Annotated in this window: 13 protein-coding genes; 7 read left to right on the forward strand and 6 right to left on the reverse strand. The window is 57.3% G+C overall.

Going from position 1 to position 18,110, the window contains the following annotated elements; all coding sequences use genetic code 11:
- Positions 1–176 precede the first annotated feature (176 nt).
- Together metF and katG are read left to right on the forward strand one after the other, a co-directional pair.
- Positions 177–1,064, forward strand: a complete 888-nt coding sequence (gene metF, locus E0L20_RS20970; RefSeq protein WP_131635637.1) for a methylenetetrahydrofolate reductase — start codon at positions 177–179, stop codon at positions 1,062–1,064.
- Positions 1,065–1,210: 146 nt separating this feature from the next.
- A complete protein-coding gene (gene katG / locus E0L20_RS20975) occupies positions 1,211–3,391 on the forward strand; it encodes a catalase/peroxidase HPI (RefSeq protein ID WP_131635638.1) in 2,181 nt (726 codons plus the stop codon).
- A gap of 79 nt (positions 3,392–3,470) precedes the next feature.
- Here katG and gldA read toward each other — a convergent pair whose 3' ends face one another.
- Genes gldA through ptsP form a run of 3 tightly spaced genes read right to left on the reverse strand, consistent with a single transcriptional unit; the run spans position 3,471 to position 7,765 of the window.
- Entirely contained in the window at positions 3,471–4,574 is a 1,104-nt protein-coding gene (gene gldA, locus E0L20_RS20980; RefSeq protein WP_131635639.1) for a bifunctional L-1,2-propanediol dehydrogenase/glycerol dehydrogenase, read from the reverse strand.
- Between the two features lie 12 nt (positions 4,575–4,586).
- The gene (fsa, locus tag E0L20_RS20985; RefSeq protein ID WP_131635640.1) at positions 4,587–5,249 is read right to left on the reverse strand and encodes a fructose-6-phosphate aldolase; all 663 of its coding nucleotides are present in this window, start codon (positions 5,247–5,249) and stop codon (positions 4,587–4,589) included.
- 14 nt (positions 5,250–5,263) lie between these two features.
- A complete protein-coding gene (ptsP, locus tag E0L20_RS20990; protein ID WP_131635641.1) occupies positions 5,264–7,765 on the reverse strand; it encodes a phosphoenolpyruvate--protein phosphotransferase in 2,502 nt (833 codons plus the stop codon).
- A 303-nt stretch (positions 7,766–8,068) separates the two neighbouring features.
- On the opposite strand from ptsP, the gene E0L20_RS20995 reads away from it, so the two are divergent.
- From E0L20_RS20995 to E0L20_RS21015, 5 genes are read left to right on the forward strand one after another with little or no spacing between them, the layout of a single operon-like run.
- Positions 8,069–9,148, forward strand: coding sequence for a PTS fructose transporter subunit EIIC (locus E0L20_RS20995; protein ID WP_131635642.1), 1,080 nt, complete (start codon positions 8,069–8,071; stop codon positions 9,146–9,148).
- Between the two features lie 14 nt (positions 9,149–9,162).
- A complete protein-coding gene (locus E0L20_RS21000; protein WP_023326311.1) occupies positions 9,163–9,483 on the forward strand; it encodes a PTS fructose-like transporter subunit IIB in 321 nt (106 codons plus the stop codon).
- 52 nt (positions 9,484–9,535) lie between these two features.
- A complete protein-coding gene (locus tag E0L20_RS21005) occupies positions 9,536–11,830 on the forward strand; it encodes a formate C-acetyltransferase (protein ID WP_131635643.1) in 2,295 nt (764 codons plus the stop codon).
- Complete coding sequence (locus E0L20_RS21010; RefSeq protein WP_131635644.1) at positions 11,796–12,671, forward strand: [formate-C-acetyltransferase]-activating enzyme; 876 nt, start codon at positions 11,796–11,798, stop codon at positions 12,669–12,671. Before E0L20_RS21005 ends, E0L20_RS21010 begins: the two co-directional genes overlap by 35 nt.
- A 2-nt stretch (positions 12,672–12,673) precedes the next feature.
- Positions 12,674–13,030 carry a PTS fructose-like transporter subunit IIB gene (locus E0L20_RS21015; protein WP_131635645.1) on the forward strand — a complete coding sequence of 119 codons (357 nt, stop codon included), beginning with the start codon at positions 12,674–12,676 and terminating at the stop codon, positions 13,028–13,030.
- Here the strand turns inward: E0L20_RS21015 and E0L20_RS21020 are convergent.
- From E0L20_RS21020 to argE, 3 genes are all read right to left on the reverse strand, one after another.
- Entirely contained in the window at positions 13,017–13,865 is an 849-nt protein-coding gene (locus E0L20_RS21020; protein ID WP_131635646.1) for a helix-turn-helix transcriptional regulator, read from the reverse strand. The genes E0L20_RS21015 and E0L20_RS21020 overlap by 14 nt on opposite strands.
- A 95-nt stretch (positions 13,866–13,960) precedes the next feature.
- Positions 13,961–16,612, reverse strand: a complete 2,652-nt coding sequence (gene ppc, locus E0L20_RS21025; RefSeq protein ID WP_131635647.1) for a phosphoenolpyruvate carboxylase — start codon at positions 16,610–16,612, stop codon at positions 13,961–13,963.
- 306 nt (positions 16,613–16,918) lie between these two features.
- Positions 16,919–18,070: an acetylornithine deacetylase gene (gene argE / locus E0L20_RS21030; RefSeq protein WP_131635648.1), complete on the reverse strand. Its 1,152-nt coding sequence runs from the start codon at positions 18,068–18,070 to the stop codon at positions 16,919–16,921.
- Positions 18,071–18,110: the final 40 nt, after the last annotated feature.

Consider the following 18,110-nt stretch of genomic DNA (forward strand, 5'->3'; position numbering starts at 1 on the left):
GGCCTTCTCACCCTCATCATGAATTCCCCTCATCTTCCCTGAGCAATCCTCACCGTTATTGTTGATTATTTCTGTTGACGCCACTCCGCTTTTCCGTCATTTTTACATCTGGACGTCTAAACGTATAGAAGTTCACAACACAACAAACAACGACATGCGATTGATAGAGGTAAGGTATGAGCTTTTTTCACGCCAACCAGCGGGAAGCCCTGAATCAGAGCCTGGCTGAAGTAAACGGCCAGATTAACGTCTCTTTTGAATTTTTCCCGCCGCGCACCAGTGAAATGGAGCAAACCCTGTGGAGCTCTATCGATCGCCTGAGCAGCCTGAAGCCGAAGTTTGTCTCCGTGACCTACGGCGCTAACTCCGGCGAGCGCGACCGTACGCACAGCATCATCAAAGGCATTAAAGATCGTACCGGTCTGGAAGCGGCACCGCACCTGACCTGTATCGACGCCACGCCTGACGAGCTGCGCGCGATCGCCCAGGATTACTGGAATAACGGCATTCGCCACATTGTCGCCCTTCGCGGCGACCTGCCGCCGGGGAGCGGTAAGCCGGACATGTACGCCACCGATCTGGTCGCGCTGCTGAAAGACGTGGCCGACTTCGATATCTCCGTTGCCGCTTACCCTGAAGTCCACCCGGAAGCGAAAAGCGCGCAGGCGGATCTGCTTAACCTCAAGCGTAAAGTGGACGCTGGTGCAAACCGCGCCATTACGCAGTTCTTCTTTGACGTGGAAAGCTATCTGCGCTTTCGCGATCGCTGCGTCTCGGCGGGTATCGACGTCGAAATTATTCCGGGTATTCTGCCGGTGTCGAACTTCAAGCAGGCGAAGAAATTTGCCGATATGACCAACGTGCGTATTCCTCACTGGATGTCAAAAATGTACGAGGGGCTGGACGATGACCCGGAAACCCGTAAGCTGGTGGGTGCCAATATCGCGATGGACATGGTGAAGATCCTCAGCCGCGAAGGGGTGAAGGACTTCCACTTCTATACCCTGAACCGCGCGGAGATGAGCTACGCCATTTGTCATACTCTCGGCGTTCGTCCGGCGTAATCAGCAAAAAGCCCTCATAAATTGAGGGCTTTTTAGTCAGATGAAAAGTTAAAAGGTATTAACTATCGAATCTGTGGATTAATTCAACTATATCTTATTGCTAGTGGTGTATATCGTAACGGTAATACTCTAAAGGGAGCATAGCGATGAGCACGTCAGACGATACCAATAATGCGGCATCAGCCGGTAAATGCCCGTTTCATCAGGGCGGCGTCGATCACAGCGCGGGTGCAGGCACCGGCAGTAAAGAGTGGTGGCCAAAACAACTCCGCATCGACCTTCTGAACCAACATTCCAACCGTTCTAACCCATTGGGTGAAGACTTCGACTACCGCAAAGAATTTAGCAAGCTCGATTACTCTGCTCTCAAGGGCGATCTCAAAGCCCTCCTGACCGATTCACAGCCCTGGTGGCCAGCCGACTGGGGCAGCTACGCGGGCCTGTTTATTCGTATGGCCTGGCACGGTGCGGGTACCTATCGTTCCGTTGACGGACGCGGCGGTGCCGGACGCGGACAACAGCGCTTTGCGCCGCTGAACTCCTGGCCTGATAACGTGAGTCTGGATAAGGCGCGTCGTCTTCTGTGGCCTATCAAGCAAAAATACGGACAAAAAATCTCCTGGGCCGACCTGTTTATCCTCGCGGGCAACGTGGCGCTGGAGAACTCCGGCTTCCGCACCTTTGGTTTTGGTGCCGGGCGTGAAGACGTCTGGGAACCGGATCTGGACGTGAACTGGGGCGATGAAAAAGCCTGGCTGGCCCACCGTGACCCGGAAGCGCTGGCGAAGCGTCCTCTGGCCGCCACCGAAATGGGCCTGATTTACGTTAACCCGGAAGGGCCAAACGCCAGCGGTGAGCCGCTGTCTGCGGCGGCTGCTATCCGCGCCACCTTCGGCAACATGGGCATGAACGATGAAGAGACCGTGGCGCTGATTGCGGGCGGCCATACTCTCGGTAAAACCCACGGTGCGGGTGAAGCGACCCATGTTGGCACCGACCCGGAAGCGTCACCGATTGAAGCGCAGGGCCTGGGCTGGGCCAGCACGCACGGCACCGGTATCGGCGCAGACGCCATCACCTCTGGTCTGGAAGTCATCTGGTCACAAACGCCGACCCAGTGGAGCAACTACTTCTTCGAGAACCTGTTCAAATTCGAATGGGTACAGACCCGCAGCCCGGCAGGTGCGATTCAGTTTGAGGCGGTAGATGCGCCAGAGATCATGCCTGACCCGTTCGACCCGTCGAAAAAACGCAAGCCAACCATGCTGGTCACCGACCTGACGCTGCGTTTTGACCCGGAATTCGAGAAAATTTCCCGCCGCTTCCTGAACGATCCGCAGGCCTTTAACGAAGCCTTCGCGCGCGCGTGGTTCAAGCTGACCCACCGCGATATGGGGCCAATCTCTCGCTACCTTGGGCCGGAAGTGCCGAAAGAAGAACTGATTTGGCAGGATCCGCTGCCGCAGCCGTTCTTCCATCCAACCGCAGCGGATATTGAAAGCCTGAAATCGGATATTGCGGCTTCCGGCCTGTCCGTGAGCGAGCTGGTGTCCGTGGCGTGGGCGTCTGCGTCGACCTTCCGCGGTGGTGATAAGCGCGGTGGGGCAAACGGTGCGCGTCTGGCGCTTGCGCCTCAGCGCAGCTGGGATGTCAACGCCGCAGCGGTGCGCGCTCTGCCGGTACTGGAAGAGATTTATAAGTCCGCTCACAAAGCCTCACTGGCCGACATCATCGTGCTGGCGGGCGTTGTCGGCGTTGAGCAGGCAGCGAAAGCCGCAGGCGTCTACGTCAACGTACCGTTCACGCCGGGCCGCGTCGATGCGCGTCAGGACCAGACGGATATCGAGATGTTTAACCTGCTCGAACCGGTTGCCGACGGCTTCCGCAACTACCTTGCGCAGGTGGATGTGTCCACCACCGAGTCGCTGCTGATCGACAAAGCCCAGCAGCTGACGCTGACCGCGCCGGAACTGACGGTGCTGATCGGCGGCCTGCGCGTGTTGGGTGCCAACTTTGACGGCAGCAAGAATGGCGTGTTCACAGACCGTGAGGGCGTGCTGAGCACCGATTTCTTCGTGAATCTGCTGGACATGAACACCCAGTGGAAGGCGACCGACGAATCTAATGAACTGTTTGCCGGTAGCGACCGCGCCAGCGGTGAAGTGAAATACACCGCGACCCGCGCCGATCTGGTATTCGGCTCCAACGCCGTCCTGCGCGCGCTGGCCGAAGTTTACGCCAGCAGCGATGCCAGCGAGAAGTTCGTTCGGGACTTCGTGGCAGCATGGGCGAAGGTGATGGATTTGGATCGGTTTGACCTGAAGTAATAGCAATCCCCGCCGCGGCGGGGATTTTTTTGTCAAAAATGTAGGCCGGGTAAGGCGTAGCCGCCACCCGGCTATTTCGTTACTCCCACTCCTGTAAGAACCGCTGCCCGTACTGGTCGGCCACCAAAAGCGCCGCGTAAACCTGATCCGGCGACACGCCGCCCGGCATGTTGTGGATGGTTTCACCTTCCGCGCAGGACGCTTCCGCTATCAGACGCATTTTGGCGGGAATATCCTCTTTGATGTTCAGCTGTGCCAGGGTGATCGGCAGCCCCACGCTGTGGCAAAGCGCGGCAACGGTCTCTATTTCTTCTACCGGCGCGTTTTCCAGCACCAGCTGCGTCAGCGTGCCGAACGCCACTTTTTCGCCGTGATAGAAGTGATGCGCATCCGGCACCGCGGTCATCCCGTTGTGAATGGCATGAGCCGCCGCCAGTCCGCCGCTTTCGAAACCGACACCGCTGAGATAGGTGTTCGCTTCGATAATGCGTTCCAGCGCGGGCGTCACCACGTGCTGTTCCGCCGCGAGCATCGCCTTCTCACCCTCTTCAACCAGCGTGTTGTAGCACAGCTCGGCCAGGGCTAATGCCGCCTGCGTGCACTTGCCGCCCGCCATGGTGGTGGCACCGCTGCGCGAGCAGGCGCGTGCTTCAAACCAGGTTGCCAGCGCATCGCCAATCCCGGCAGCCAGCAGGCGCGCGGGCGCGCCCGCCACCACTTTGGTATCAACAATGACCATGTTCGGGTTGTGCGGCAGCATCAGGTAGCGATCGAATTCACCGCTGTCGGTGTAAATCACGGAAAGGGCGCTGCACGGGGCGTCGGTGGAGGCGATGGTAGGGGCAATCGCAACGGGCACATTCATAAAGTGGGCAAGCGCTTTGGCGGTATCCAGCGTTTTACCGCCGCCGATACCCAGCACAGCCATGCAGTCGGCACTGTCGGCCAGCTTTTTCAAGCGCTCGATTTCATTTTGTGAACATTCGCCGCCAAACGGCGCGATTTCGGCGTGCAGCTCTGCCTGTTTAAAGCTCTGGCGCAGGGTTTCTTCGGCAAAGCCCAGCACAAATTTATCGCCAACAACCAGCCAGCGCTGCGCCAGCGGTTTTAGATAGTCGCCGAGACGGGTAAGCACATCAGCGCCCTGGATGTATTTCCCAGGCGATTGAATGATACGGTCCATAACAGTTCTCCCTTAGAGGTTGAGGTTACCAAACGCGTTTTTCCAGTCCTGCTCGAACTTCTCTATGGCTGACTCTACCGCCGGGGTGCCGAGCATTTGTTGCGCTACGTCTAAAGGAAGCGTGATTGCTTCACATCCGGCGAGCAGGCAGTCCAGCGCCTGACGCGGCGTCTTGAAGCTGGCGGCCAGCACTTTGCTTTCCGACGCGTGCAGTTCCAGCAGGGACTGCAGCTCCTGCACCATGCGAATGCCGTCGCCGCCCTGAGCATCGACGCGGTTGACGTACGGCGCGACATATTTCGCGCCTGCCAGTGCGGCGAACAACCCCTGCGAGGCACTGTAAACGGCGGTGCCCAGCGTGGTAATGCCCTCTTTTTTCAGCGCCCTGATCGCGATAAGCCCCTCAGCCGTCACCGGGATTTTCACCACGATGTCAGGGATGGCGTTGTTCAGGCGTTTGGCTTCCGCCACCATACCGTCGGCATCGCGGCTCATGGTCTGGGCAAACAGCGTGCCCTCCGGCCCGATGGCCTTCTGCAGACGCGGCAGCACGTCCCAGATAGATTCTCGGCTGGTGGCGATGATGCTCGGGTTGGTGGTCACGCCCGCAATGGGAAAAATGCGGGCCAGGCGCTCAACTTCCGCCACGTTAGCGGTATCCAGATACAGTTCCATTACTCTTCCTCGTATTAAAGTTCTAATTCGTGTTCTAACAGGGAGGCGATGGCCTCTTCTGAACTGGCGTTAACCAGCGCGCTGCGGAAATCGTCATGCATGATGCGGCGGGCCAGGCGCGAGAAAATGCGCATATGCTGGTCGCCCGCGGCGTGTTTGTTCAGCGTCAGCATGATGATGAACTGTGCTTCTTCATCGCCCCACATGACGGGGGATTTCAGGCGCGCAACGCTGATGGTGGATTGCTCAATATGCTCAGACTTGCTGTGCGGAATGGCGAAGCTGAAGCCAAGCCCGGTAGAGAAAACGGCTTCACGCGCCCATAGATCGGCCTCCAGCTTGCGGGGATAGCGGCAGCGTCCGGCGAGCAGCAGGTTATCGGTCATCCCTTTCATGACCTCTTCTTTACTGTTCCAGTCGTTATTCAGCGAAATACAGCGTGGCGTCACCAGCGGCGTGTCCTGCTGGCTCATGCGGAACTGCGCCAACAGGTGCTCCACTTCAAGCGAGGTGCGACACGCCATCGCCTGGTTCAGCAGCTGGCGGCAGGCGCGGCTATCAAGCTGTGCCAGACGGGCTTTGGTTGCCGGAATAGAAGGCGAGCCCATGCTCAGCTCGTCCAGACCCAGACCCACCAGCAACGGCAGTACTGAACCTTTTGCGCCCAGCTCGCCGCACAGGCCAATCCATTTTCCCTGACGATGGACGGCCTGCACCGCGTAATCCAGCGCGCGCAGGAAGGCCGGGTTCAGGCTGTTGTAGTGGCGGGTGACTTTGGCGTTGTCGCGGTCGACGGCCAGCAGATACTGCGTCAGGTCATTGCTGCCAATGCTAAAGAAATCAATCTCTTCACAGCACTGGTCGATGATAAACATCACCGAAGGCACTTCCAGCATGATGCCGAGCGGGATTGTTTCATCAAAAGGAACGTGTTCAGCGCGAAGCTGCTGTTTCGCTTCGGCGAGCTTCTCTTTAACCCACAGGATCTCTTCCATGGAGGAGATCATCGGGATCATGATCTTCAGATTGCCGTGAGCAGAGGCGCGCAGGATCGCCCGAAGCTGGGTAGTGAAAAGCGTTGCGTACTCTTCGTAAATGCGTACGGCGCGGTAGCCGAGGAACGGGTTATTCTCCGCCGGAATGTTCAGGTACGCTACCGGCTTATCGCCGCCGATATCCATGGTGCGTACGATAATGCTGCGCCCGTTTGCACTTTCCAGCGCCTGACAGAAAATGTTGTACAGCTCGTTTTCACCGGGCGCGCTGCTGCGGTCCATATACAGCATTTCGGTGCGAAACAGGCCAACGCCCTCGGCGCCGTTACCAAATGCTGCCTGCGCTTCTACTGCGTGGGCAATGTTCGCGGCAATCTCGATGCGAAGGCCGTCGGCGGTTCTGGCTTCCCTGTCGAGCCAGATGCGTTGCTGTTCGCGTAATGCCTGTTGTACCCGTGCTTCCTGGCGGTAGTAGCGTGCCACCGCATCGCTGGCGTTGACCACGACCGCGCCGGCATTGCCATCCACAAAGACAGGCTGGTTGCGCCATTCCAGTAGGCTTTCACTGTCGACACCCACCAGCGTGGGAATATTAAATGAGCGCGCAAGAATCACAGTGTGCGAGGTGGTTCCGCCGCTTTTTAACAGCAGTCCTTTGAGTAAGGTTTTATCCAGTTCCAGGAACTGGCCGGGCGTGAGGTCGTCAGCAAGACAGACGGTCGGCTGCGTCAGCTGGCCCGGCGCGGGGAAGCGCTGTTCACCGTAGATTTGCTGCAGAAGCTGATAGCAAACATCGCGCACATCCAGCACGCGTTCCTGCAGATAGCTGCTGCTGGAACGAGAGAACGCATCGCAGAAATGGTTCGCAGTGGCGATTGTTGCCTGCGCGCAGCTTAGCCCCTGGCTCACGCCCGCAAGCAGATGCTGTCGCAATGAGGCATCCGTTGCCAGCGAGCGATGGGCTTCAAGAATTGCGCTGGCGGTGCTGTCGCTGTCGAGCGCGCGTAGCTCAATGTTTTTCACCAGCAGCTTGAGGCCGCTATCCAGTGCGGACTGCTCTTCTTCTGGGCTTTTTGCTTCGGGTAAATCCGTAAGGACATTGAGATCAAGCGAGGTCAGTAGGGTCAGGATGCCCTGGGCGCTGCCGCTGCAAACGGGCAGGGCGCGAAACAGGGTGGGATTGAGGCGCGTGAGCGATTCTGGCAGCGGATCAAGTTCGGTATTGATGACATCTTCAAGCGGTGTGTCACAGTGTGGAAACTCTTCTCGAAGCCATTTTTCCAGGTGCTGGCAGGCGCTTTGTTCATCCTCTCCCTCGATCACCAGCCGACAGGCATCGCCAGCCAGCGTATCGGTGCCAATCAGCGCCAGCGCACTCCTGGCATCAGCTTTCCGGTCCGTACGCAGGTTGTGCCACTCAATATGCGACTTAAACGTATTGCACAGCGTTTCCACATGACTTGCCGGACGCGCGTGAACACCGTTGGGCAATTCACAGGTAAATTCCACTACCAGAGCCATACACATACTCCTGAAACGAATAGTCATTCACTGAGCACAGGATACGAGCGTGGTGATGAATCGCGCCATGTGACAAATCTGCCAAAAGCTGGACAAATGTAATGTCACGCGAAAAGTGAGATTTGACTCACAGGTTATGCAGGTTTGCTTAATGTGCTCTGCTGGTGAAATGTCGAGGCGGATCGCATTTTTATTTCGACATTACAAAAATCCAGTAAATGGCCTTTTTGTCTCCTGTCCGCGGTCTTTCTGATTGCCTATTGTTGCCACAACATCTTTACGGGTTTAGGCCAGGAGCGACATATGAAAGAGTTGGTGCATATTCTCAAGAACACGCGGCAGCATCTGATGACGGGGGTGTCGCACATGATCCCGTTCGTGGTCGCGGGCGGTATTTTGCTGGCCGTCTCGGTCATGCTTTATGGCAAGGGGGCAGTACCGGATGCGGCAACCGATCCCAACCTCAAAAAGCTGTTCGACATCGGCGTGGCAGGGCTGACGCTGATGGTGCCATTCTTGGCCGCCTACATTGGCTATTCCATTGCCGAACGTGCCGCGCTTGCGCCCTGCGCTATTGCTGCCTGGGTCGGTAATAGCTTCGGTGCGGGTTTCTTCGGCGCCATTATTGCCGGGATACTTGGCGGGATAGTGGTCTGGTATCTGAAAAAACTGCCGGTTCCAAAAGTTCTGCGCTCCGTCATGCCTATCTTCATCATCCCTATCATTGGCACCTTTGTTACCGCAGGCATCATGATGTGGGGGCTGGGCGAGCCCGTAGGTGCGCTGACGACGGGCTTAACCCAGTGGCTGCAGGGGATGCAGCAGGGCAGCATCGTGTTCCTGGCCGTCATCATCGGGCTCATGCTGGCCTTTGATATGGGTGGTCCAATTAACAAAGTGGCCTATGCCTTCATGCTGATCTGCGTGGCTCAGGGTGTTTACACCGTAGTAGCAATCGCGGCGGTAGGTATCTGTGTGCCGCCTCTGGGCTTAGGCCTGGCGACGCTGATTAACCGCAAAAACTTTACCGGCGAAGAGCGCGAAGCAGGGAAAGCGGCGCTGGTGATGGGCTGCGTAGGGGTGACCGAAGGGGCGATTCCGTTCGCCGCCGCCGACCCTCTGCGCGTTATTCCTTCCATCATGCTCGGCTCTGCGTGCGGTGCGGTAACTGCCGCCGTGATGGGCGCACAGTGCTATGCCGGATGGGGCGGGCTAATCGTTCTGCCGGTCGTCGACGGCAAGCTGGGCTATATCGTGGCGGTTGCTGTCGGGGCGGTAGTGACGGCTATCAGCGTCAACGTGCTGAAGAGTCTTGCCCGTAAGAATACAAAACAGGTCGAGGAAAAAGAGGATGACCTGGATCTGGATTTCGAAATTAACTGAGTGAGGAAGAGAACATGGCTCGAATTATCGCAGTAACAGCTTGCCCGTCTGGCGTCGCTCATACCTACATGGCGGCCGAGGCGCTTGAAAGCGCCGCCAAAGCCAAAGGTTGGGAAGTGAAGGTTGAGACGCAGGGGTCGATCGGTCTTGAGAACGAACTGACGGCAGAAGACGTGGCCGCCGCGGATATGGTGATCCTGACCAAGGATATCGGCATTAAATTTGAAGAGCGCTTTGCCGGGAAAACCATCGTGCGCGTCAACATCAGCGACGCGGTAAAACGCGCCGACGCCATCATGAACAAAATTGATGCCCACCTGGCGCAAACCGCCTGATGCTCTCCCGCCCTTCGGGGCGGGCTTGTTTTTCCTCTACAGGAGTTCCCTCATGACGAATCGTACCCAGCGTTTGAAAGACGCACTCTTTGCCAGCCCGCGTGAAATCTCGCTTGAGCGTGCCTTGCTTTATACCGCCAGCCATCAGCAGACGGAAGGCGAGCCGGTGATTATCAGGCGCGCGAAAGCGACGGCGTACATTCTTGACCATGTGAACATCGCGATTCGTGATGAGGAGCTGATTGCCGGGAACCGCACCGTTAAACCGCGCGCGGGCATTATGTCGCCTGAGATGGACCCCTACTGGCTGCTTAAAGAGCTGGATCAGTTTGCCACGCGTCCGCAGGATCGCTTCGATATCAGCGACGAGGACAAGCAGACCTACCGTGAGGTGCTGTATCCCTACTGGGAAAAGCGGTCGATGAAGGATTTCATCAACAGCCAGATGACGGATGAGGTGAAAGCGGCCGTTGGCACGCAGATTTTTAGCGTCAACCAGACGGATAAAGGGCAGGGGCATATCATTATTGATTATCCGCGCCTGCTCAATAACGGCCTGGGTGCGCTGGTTGAGGAATTGCGCGAACGCTGCGCCCGCGATGCGCAGAACACGTTCTATGCCGCCGCGCTGATCCTGCTTGAAGCGTCCCAGCGTCATATACTGCGCTATGCATCACTGGCTGAAAAGTTGGCTGCAAGCAGCGACGTAGCGCGGCGTGAAGAGTTATTGAAGATTGCAGAAATCTCGCGCCACAACGCGCAGCATAAGCCGCAAACGTTCTGGCAGGCGTGTCAGCTTTTCTGGTACATGAACGTCATTTTGCAGTACGAATCCAACGCCAGCTCGCTCTCTATCGGGCGTTTTGACCAGTATATGCTGCCGTTTTATCAGGCCTCGCTCTCACAGGGCGAAGCACCCGCGTTCCTGAAAGAGATTCTGGAATCGCTGTGGGTGAAGTGCAATGACGTGGTGCTTTTACGCTCGACCAGCAGCGCCCGCTATTTTGCCGGGTTTCCGACCGGGTATACCGCGCTATTGGGCGGCCTGACGGAGAACGGTCGTAGCGCGGTGAACGTGCTTTCCTTCCTGTGTCTGGATGCCTACCAACGCGTTCAGCTTCCGCAGCCCAACCTCGGCGTGCGGGTGAACGAGCTTATCGACCGGCCTTTCCTGCTTAAAACCGCAGAGACGATCCGCCTGGGCACCGGTATTCCGCAGATTTTCAATGATGAAGTGGTGGTACCTGCCTTCCTGAATCGCGGCGTGTCGCTGGAAGACGCGCGCGATTACGCGGTCGTTGGCTGCGTTGAGCTATCTATTCCCGGTAAAACCTACGGTTTGCACGATATTGCCATGTTTAACCTGCTGAAAGTCATGGAAATCGCCATGCAGGAAAACGAAGGCAAGGCAGACCTGAGTTATGAAGGATTGCTGGAACATATTCGCACCAAAATCAATCACTACATTGCGCTCATGGTCGAGGGAAGCAATATCTGCGATATCGGCCATCGCGACTGGGCCCCAGTGCCGCTGCTCTCTTCCTTCATAAGCGATTGTCTGGAAACAGGGAAAGACATTACCGAGGGCGGGGCGCGCTATAACTTCTCTGGCGTACAGGGGATCGGGATAGCCAACCTGAGTGATTCACTGCACGCGCTTAAAGGGCTTGTCTTTGAACAGCAGCGCTTAAGTTTTGATGAGCTCTTAGCCGTGTTAAAAGCGAACTTTGGTACCCCTGAGGGCGAAAAGGTGCGTGCAAGGCTGATTAATCGCTTCGAAAAATACGGCAATGATATTGATGATGTCGACAACATCAGCGCTGAACTGCTGCGCCACTACTGTAAAGAGGTCGAAAAATACCGGAACCCGCGCGGCGGGCAGTTCACGCCGGGCTCTTATACCGTATCGGCACACGTGCCGCTGGGTGCAGTTGTTGGCGCGACACCGGATGGCCGCTATGCCGGCGAGCAGCTGGCGGACGGCGGGCTCTCACCGATGCTTGGACAAGATATGCAGGGCCCAACGGCAGTACTCAAATCGGTGAGCAAGCTGGATAACTATCTGTTATCTAACGGTACGCTGCTCAACGTCAAATTCACACCAGCAACGCTGGAAGGCGACGCGGGGCTACAAAAGCTGGCCGATTTCCTCCGTGCGTTCACGCAGCTTAAATTGCAGCACATCCAGTTCAACGTGGTGAATGCGGATACGCTGCGTGAAGCACAGCAGCGCCCGCAGGATTTTGCTGGTCTGGTGGTACGCGTGGCCGGATACAGCGCCTTCTTTGTTGAGTTATCGAAGGAGATCCAGGATGACATTATCCGCCGTACAGCGCATCAGCTGTGATGTAGTTGAAACAAGCGCCAGTATGGCGCGTATTTTCAACATTCAGCGCTATTCGTTGAATGACGGATGCGGCATCCGTACGGTGGTCTTTTTTAAAGGCTGTCCTCACCGCTGTCCGTGGTGCGCAAACCCGGAGTCGATCTCGCCGAAAATAGAGACGGTTCGCCGGGAAAGTAAATGCCTTCACTGCACGCCCTGCCTGCGTGATGCGGACGAGTGCCCGTCCGGCGCGTTTGAGCGCATCGGGCGGGATGTGACGCTGGACGATCTGGAAAATGAGGTGATGAAAGACGACGTGTTCTTTCGCTCATCGGGCGGTGGCGTCACGCTTTCCGGAGGGGAAGTGTTGATGCAGGCGCCTTTTGCAACCCAGTTTTTACAGCGGCTGCGTCGTTACGGCGTGCATACGGCCATTGAAACGGCAGGGGATGCGCCCTTGTCCCGGTTATTGCCACTAGCGCGCCAGTGCGATGAAGTGCTGTTTGATTTGAAGATCATGGACCCCGAAAAGGCACGTTCTTCGGTGGCAATGAATTTGCCCAGGGTAATGGATAATTTTATGCAGCTTGTGGCGGAAGGGATAAACGTGATCCCCCGCGTGCCGCTTATTCCGGGCTATACGCTCAACGAAACGAACATGGCGCGCGTGCTGGCGTTTCTGCTACCTTCTGGAATACGGCAACTGCATTTATTGCCGTTTCATCAGTACGGAGAACCAAAATACCGTTTGCTGGGGCAGGAGTGGGGGATGCAGCAGGTGGCCCCTCCGACAGAAGCAGAGGTCTCTGCAATGCGCATAATGGCGGAACGTGAAGGATTCAATGTCACCGTAGGAGGTTAAGAATGACAGTGCTAACGGGACGTCATCTGGTAGCGGTAACGGCTTGCGTCAGCGGCGTTGCGCATACCTATATGGCCGCTGAGCGTCTGGAGAAAATCTGTCAGCAAGAGAAGTGCAGCATTCTCATTGAAACGCAGGGCGCGCTGGGCGTTGAAAATGCACTTACGGACGACGATGTACGCCGCGCCGATGCGGTATTGCTTATTACGGATATTGAGCTGGCAGAGAGTGAACGCTTCGAAAATGCCCGCTACGTAAAGTGCGGAATTAATGCTTTTTTACGTGACCCGCAGAAGGTGATGGGCGCAGTACGAAAACTGCTTTCCGCGCCGCAACATACTCAACTCATTCTGGACTAGCCGCTTTTTCGGTGAGCTGGCTGTGATACTGGCGGCGATACTCCGAAGGCGATCGCTCCGTATTTTTCCGGAATAACCGGCAGAAGTAGTTACTGTCGACAAACCCGCAGGCATGCGCCACCTCTTTCACCTTCAGGTCATAGCCTTTCAGCAGCTGACGCGCGCGCTCAAGCCTGGTGTGGGTCAGGTATTCATTGAAACCCACTGCGCCCGTTTTCTGGAAGAGATGCGACAGATAGTTTGGGGAGATGTAAAACGCCTGGGCAACGGACTCTCGGGTTAGCGGGGCGGCATAGTGTTCGTCGATGTAGACCCTGATAGCTTCGAACAGAGCCTGACTGCGGGAGGCTGTCTGTATTTGACTGCCCAAGAGATCCACACAGTGGCTGAGCAGGCTGGCGACAACCAGCCGTGCGGTTTGCTGCTCGTGCGGTTGCATCTGCATTTCATGGAGAGTTTGCAGCAGGAATGAGCCAATGCGAGGGCCACGGCGGGCAACGTGTTGCTTTGCCAGGTTGCGTACCTCAACACCGTCCCAGTGCAGGAGGCTAAATCCAAGCTGCTGTTTACCAAACAGGATGCTCAACGTCGTCGCGGGCTTCTGCCATTGCGGGTCATTCCAGCCGCCGGCCGGGACGTATAAAACATCACCCCGCTGTAAAACGCAGCCAGCCAGGTCTTTCATCGAACCTTCGATCACGATCTCCAGACGCGGAAAATCGACCTGCAAGGCAAGTTCGGGGGCGGAGGTCGCGGAGTTTGCAAAATGCACCTGACGCAGCGGCGTTGTGCCGTTGATCAGGTCAGTCAGGATATGGGTGATGTCGTGGTGCATGGTGTGGATACCAGGATATTGCCGGGTGGCGCTAACGCTTACACGGCCTACTTATCGTAGGCCTGTGCAAGCGCAGCGCCGCCGGGCGTAAAGCATTAGCCGGTGTTACGCATACCTGCGGCAACGCCCGCAATCGTCACCATCAGCGCCTGTTCAACGCGTGGGTCCGGCTCTTTGCCTTCTTCTTCCGCCAGACGGGAACGGTGCAGCAGCTCTGCCTGCAGAACGTTCAGCGGGTCGGTGTAGATGTTACGCAGCTGGATCGACTCGGCAATCCACGGCAAATCTTCCATCAGATGCGAATCGTTCGCGATGTCCAGCACCACCTTGATGTCGCCTTCCAGCAGTTCGCGCAGCTCTTTACCCAGCTTCCACAGCTCGGGTTTCACCAGGCGCTGATCGTAGTATTCCGCCAGCCACAGGTCGGCTTTCGAGAAGACCATCTCCAGCATGCCCAGACGGGTAGAGAAGAACGGCCAGTCGCGGCACATGGTTTCCAGCTCGCTCTGCTTGCCGTCTTCTACCACTTTCTGCAGCGCGGCGCCGGCACCCAGCCAGGCGGGCAGCATCAGGCGGTTTTGCGTCCAGGCGAAGATCCACGGAATCGCGCGCAGAGACTCAACGCCGCCGGTCGGGCGACGCTTGGCCGGACGCGAGCCCAGCGGCAGTTTACCCAGCTCCTGCTCAGGGGTTGCTGAGCGGAAGTAAGGCACGAAATCTTTGTTTTCACGCACGTAGCCGCGGTACAGATCGCAGGAGATGTCCGACAGCTCGTCCATGATGCGGCACCAGGACTCTTTCGGCTCCGGCGGCGGCAGCAGGTTTGCTTCCAGTATCGCGCTGGTATAGAGCGACAGGCTGCTGATGGTCACTTCCGGCAGGCCGTACTTGAAGCGGATCATTTCGCCCTGTTCGGTGACGCGCAGGCCGCCCTTCAGGCTTCCCGGCGGTTGAGAAAGAAGCGCTGCATGAGCAGGCGCGCCGCCGCGGCCAATGGAGCCGCCGCGTCCGTGGAACAGCGTCAGCTCGATACCGGCTTTCTCGCAGGTTTTGATCAGCGCGTCCTGCGCCTGATACTGCGCCCAGGATGCCGCCATCACGCCCGCATCTTTCGCGGAGTCGGAATAGCCAATCATCACCATCTGCTTGCCCTGAATGAAGCCGCGATACCAGTCGATGTTCAGCAGCTGCGTCATGACGTCGTTGGCGTTATTCAGGTCGTCGAGGGTCTCAAACAGCGGGGCGACCGGCAGAGCGTAGTCGATTCCCGCTTCTTTCAGCAGCAGATGAACGCCCAGCACGTCGGACGGGGTCTTCGCCATGGAGATCACATAGGCGGCCACCGATCCTTTCGGCGCATCAACGATCGCTTTACAGGTGTTGAGCACTTCGCGGGTTTCGTTGCTTGGCTCCCAGCTGCGCGGCAGCAGAGGGCGCTTCGAGTTCAGCTCGCGGATCAGGAAGGCCTGCTTGTCGGCTTCGGACCAGCTTTCATAATCGCCGATGCCGAGATAGCGGGTCAGCTCGCCCAGCGCTTCTGTATGACGGGTACTTTCCTGACGTACGTCGATACGCACCAGCGGCACGCCGAAACACTTCACGCGACGCAGAGTGTCGAGCAGTTCGCCATTGGCGATGATGCCCATCCCGCAGGCCTGCAGTGATTTATAACAGGCGTAGAGCGGCTCCCAGAGCTGTTCGTTCTGGCTGAGCAGCCCTTCCGGCTTCGGCAGGCGCTGACCTTTCAGACGCGCTTCCAGCCAGGCCTGAGTGGCCATCAGCTGACCACGCAGTTTTTTCATCAGGAAACGGTACGGCTCGCTGGCACCTTCTTCCCCGGCCAGCGCGCGCAGCTCCGGCGTGGCTTCAACCATCGACAGCTCGGAGATCAGCACCTGAATGTCTTTCAGGAACAGGTCGGTGGCCTTCCAGCGGCTCAGCAACAGGACGTGACGGGTAATTTCCGCGGTCACGTTCGGGTTGCCGTCGCGGTCGCCGCCCATCCAGGAGGTGAAGCGGACCGGAACAAAATCAACCGGCAGGCGATAGCCCAGGTTTTCTTCCAGCTGTTCGTTCAGCTCGCGCAGGTAATTCGGAACCCCTTCCCACAGGCTATTTTCCACCACCGCAAAGCCCCATTTTGCTTCGTCGACCGGGCTTGGGCGATGCTTACGAATCTCATCGGTATGCCAGGACTGGGCAATCAGCTGGCGCAGGCGGCGCATCAGCTGGTTACGTTCGTAGTCGGCAATGTCTTTGTTATCCAACTGCTTCAGGCAGTTGTTCACTTCCACCATTTTGTGGATCAGGGTACGACGGGTGATTTCGGTTGGGTGCGCGGTGAGCACCAGCTCAAGCGAAAGTGACTCCACCGCTTTTTTGATGGTGGCTTCGTTGAGGTCTGGCTGATCTTTGAGTTTACGCAGGGTTTTGGCAATGACTTCCGGGTTGCTGGCCGCTTCACCTTTTGGCGAAATGCTGTGGTATTGCTCAGCGGTATTCGCGAGGTTCAGGAACTGGCTGAACGCGCGGGCAACAGGCAAGAGCTCATCATTCGACAGGTTCTGCAAGGTGGTGAGCAGTTCCTGACGATTAGCCTCGTTACCTGCACGGGAAGATTTGGACAGCTTGCGGATGGTTTCAACGCGGTCGAGGATGTTCTCCCCCAACGCGTCTTTGATGGTATCTCCAAGCACTTTGCCGAGCATGCTGACATTACTACGCAACGCGGAATATTGTTCGTTCATAAAAACCCAGTCACCCCATCATTTTTGTTTATGCCCAGGCGAAAATCTTCTGGACATTATTTTGTCATCTCCCTTTATAAAGCCACGTAAAACCCCCGTCGTCAATTGCTGCGAAAACGGTTCAGCAAACGAATAAATGCGGGCAATTTACGAAATTTAATTCGCATTGCGTCAGATAAGAGATGCTTATGGGAATGTGACGGAGATCGCGGGATTTTTCCCCTCACCCTAACCCTCTCCCCAAAGGGGAGAGGGAACTTGAACACCCTCGCCCCTTTGGGGAGAGGGCAGGGTGAGGGGCAGTTTTTAATGCCAGCAGAAGTGATGCACAACCTGGGTAATCAGTTCGCGGGTTGGCTTGATGAAGCGGGTTTCCAGGTATTCATCCGGCTGGTGGGCCTGATTAATGGAGCCCGGGCCAAGCACCAGCGTTGGACACAGGGTCTGAATAAACGGCGCTTCGGTGCAGTAGTTCACTACGTCGGTTTTCTCGCCGAGCAGTTTTTCTACCACCTGCACAAGCTGGTGGTCCGGCGGGCATTCATAGCCAGGAATCGGCGGATGCAGCTCGGAAACCGTCAGGCGGCCCGGCCAGCGCTCGCTTACCGGGGCCAGCGCTTCGTTCAGCAGGCCGTCGAGATCGCTCAGCGTCATGCCCGGCAGCGGGCGGATGTCCATGTGCAGCTCGCAGCAGGCGCAGATACGGTTAGAAGCATCCCCGCCGTGCAGGCTGCCGAGGTTCAGCGTCGGATACGGCACGGTGAACGCCTCATAGTGATAGCGTTCTTTCAGATCGTCGCGCAGGGTCATGATGCGGCCGATGGCGTCATGCATCAGCTCGATGGCGTTCACGCCGCGCGCTGGATCGCTGGAGTGGCCGGACTGGCCGAGGACGCGCACGGCGGTAGAAATGTGGCCTTTATGCGCGCGAATCGGCTGCAGTGAGGTTGGCTCACCGATGATCGCGCAGTCCGGTCGAATGGCCGTGTTTTCGGAAAAGTAGCGCGCGCCCGCCATGCTGGTCTCTTCATCGGCGGTTGCCAGAATGTAGAGCGGCTTTTTCAGCGTCGTCACGTCTACGTCACGCAGTGCGTCGAGGATAAAGGCGAAGAAGCCTTTCATGTCCGCCGTGCCCAGGCCGTAAAGCTTGTTGTCGTGCTCGGTCAGGGTGAACGGGTCGCGCGTCCAGCGGCCATCGTCAAAGGGAACGGTATCCGTATGGCCGGCCAGCAGCAGGCCGCCCGCGCCGTTTCCGGTACTGGCGAGCAGGTTGAATTTGTGGCGTGTTCCGGGGACGGGCTGAACCTCAACGTCAAACCCAAGATCGCTAAACCAACCCGCCAGCAGATTGATTAAAGACTCATTGCTCTGATCCAGCGCTTCTTCCGTTGCGCTGATGGACGGAGTGGCAATCAGGGCGCGGTAGATCTCGATAAATGGCGGTAAGTTCATTTTCATTGTTGACACACCTTAGGTCGTGATAGTATCAATATTCATG

The sequence above is a fragment of the Enterobacter wuhouensis genome (assembly GCF_004331265.1).
Taxonomy (GTDB): Bacteria; Pseudomonadota; Gammaproteobacteria; order Enterobacterales; family Enterobacteriaceae; genus Enterobacter; species Enterobacter wuhouensis.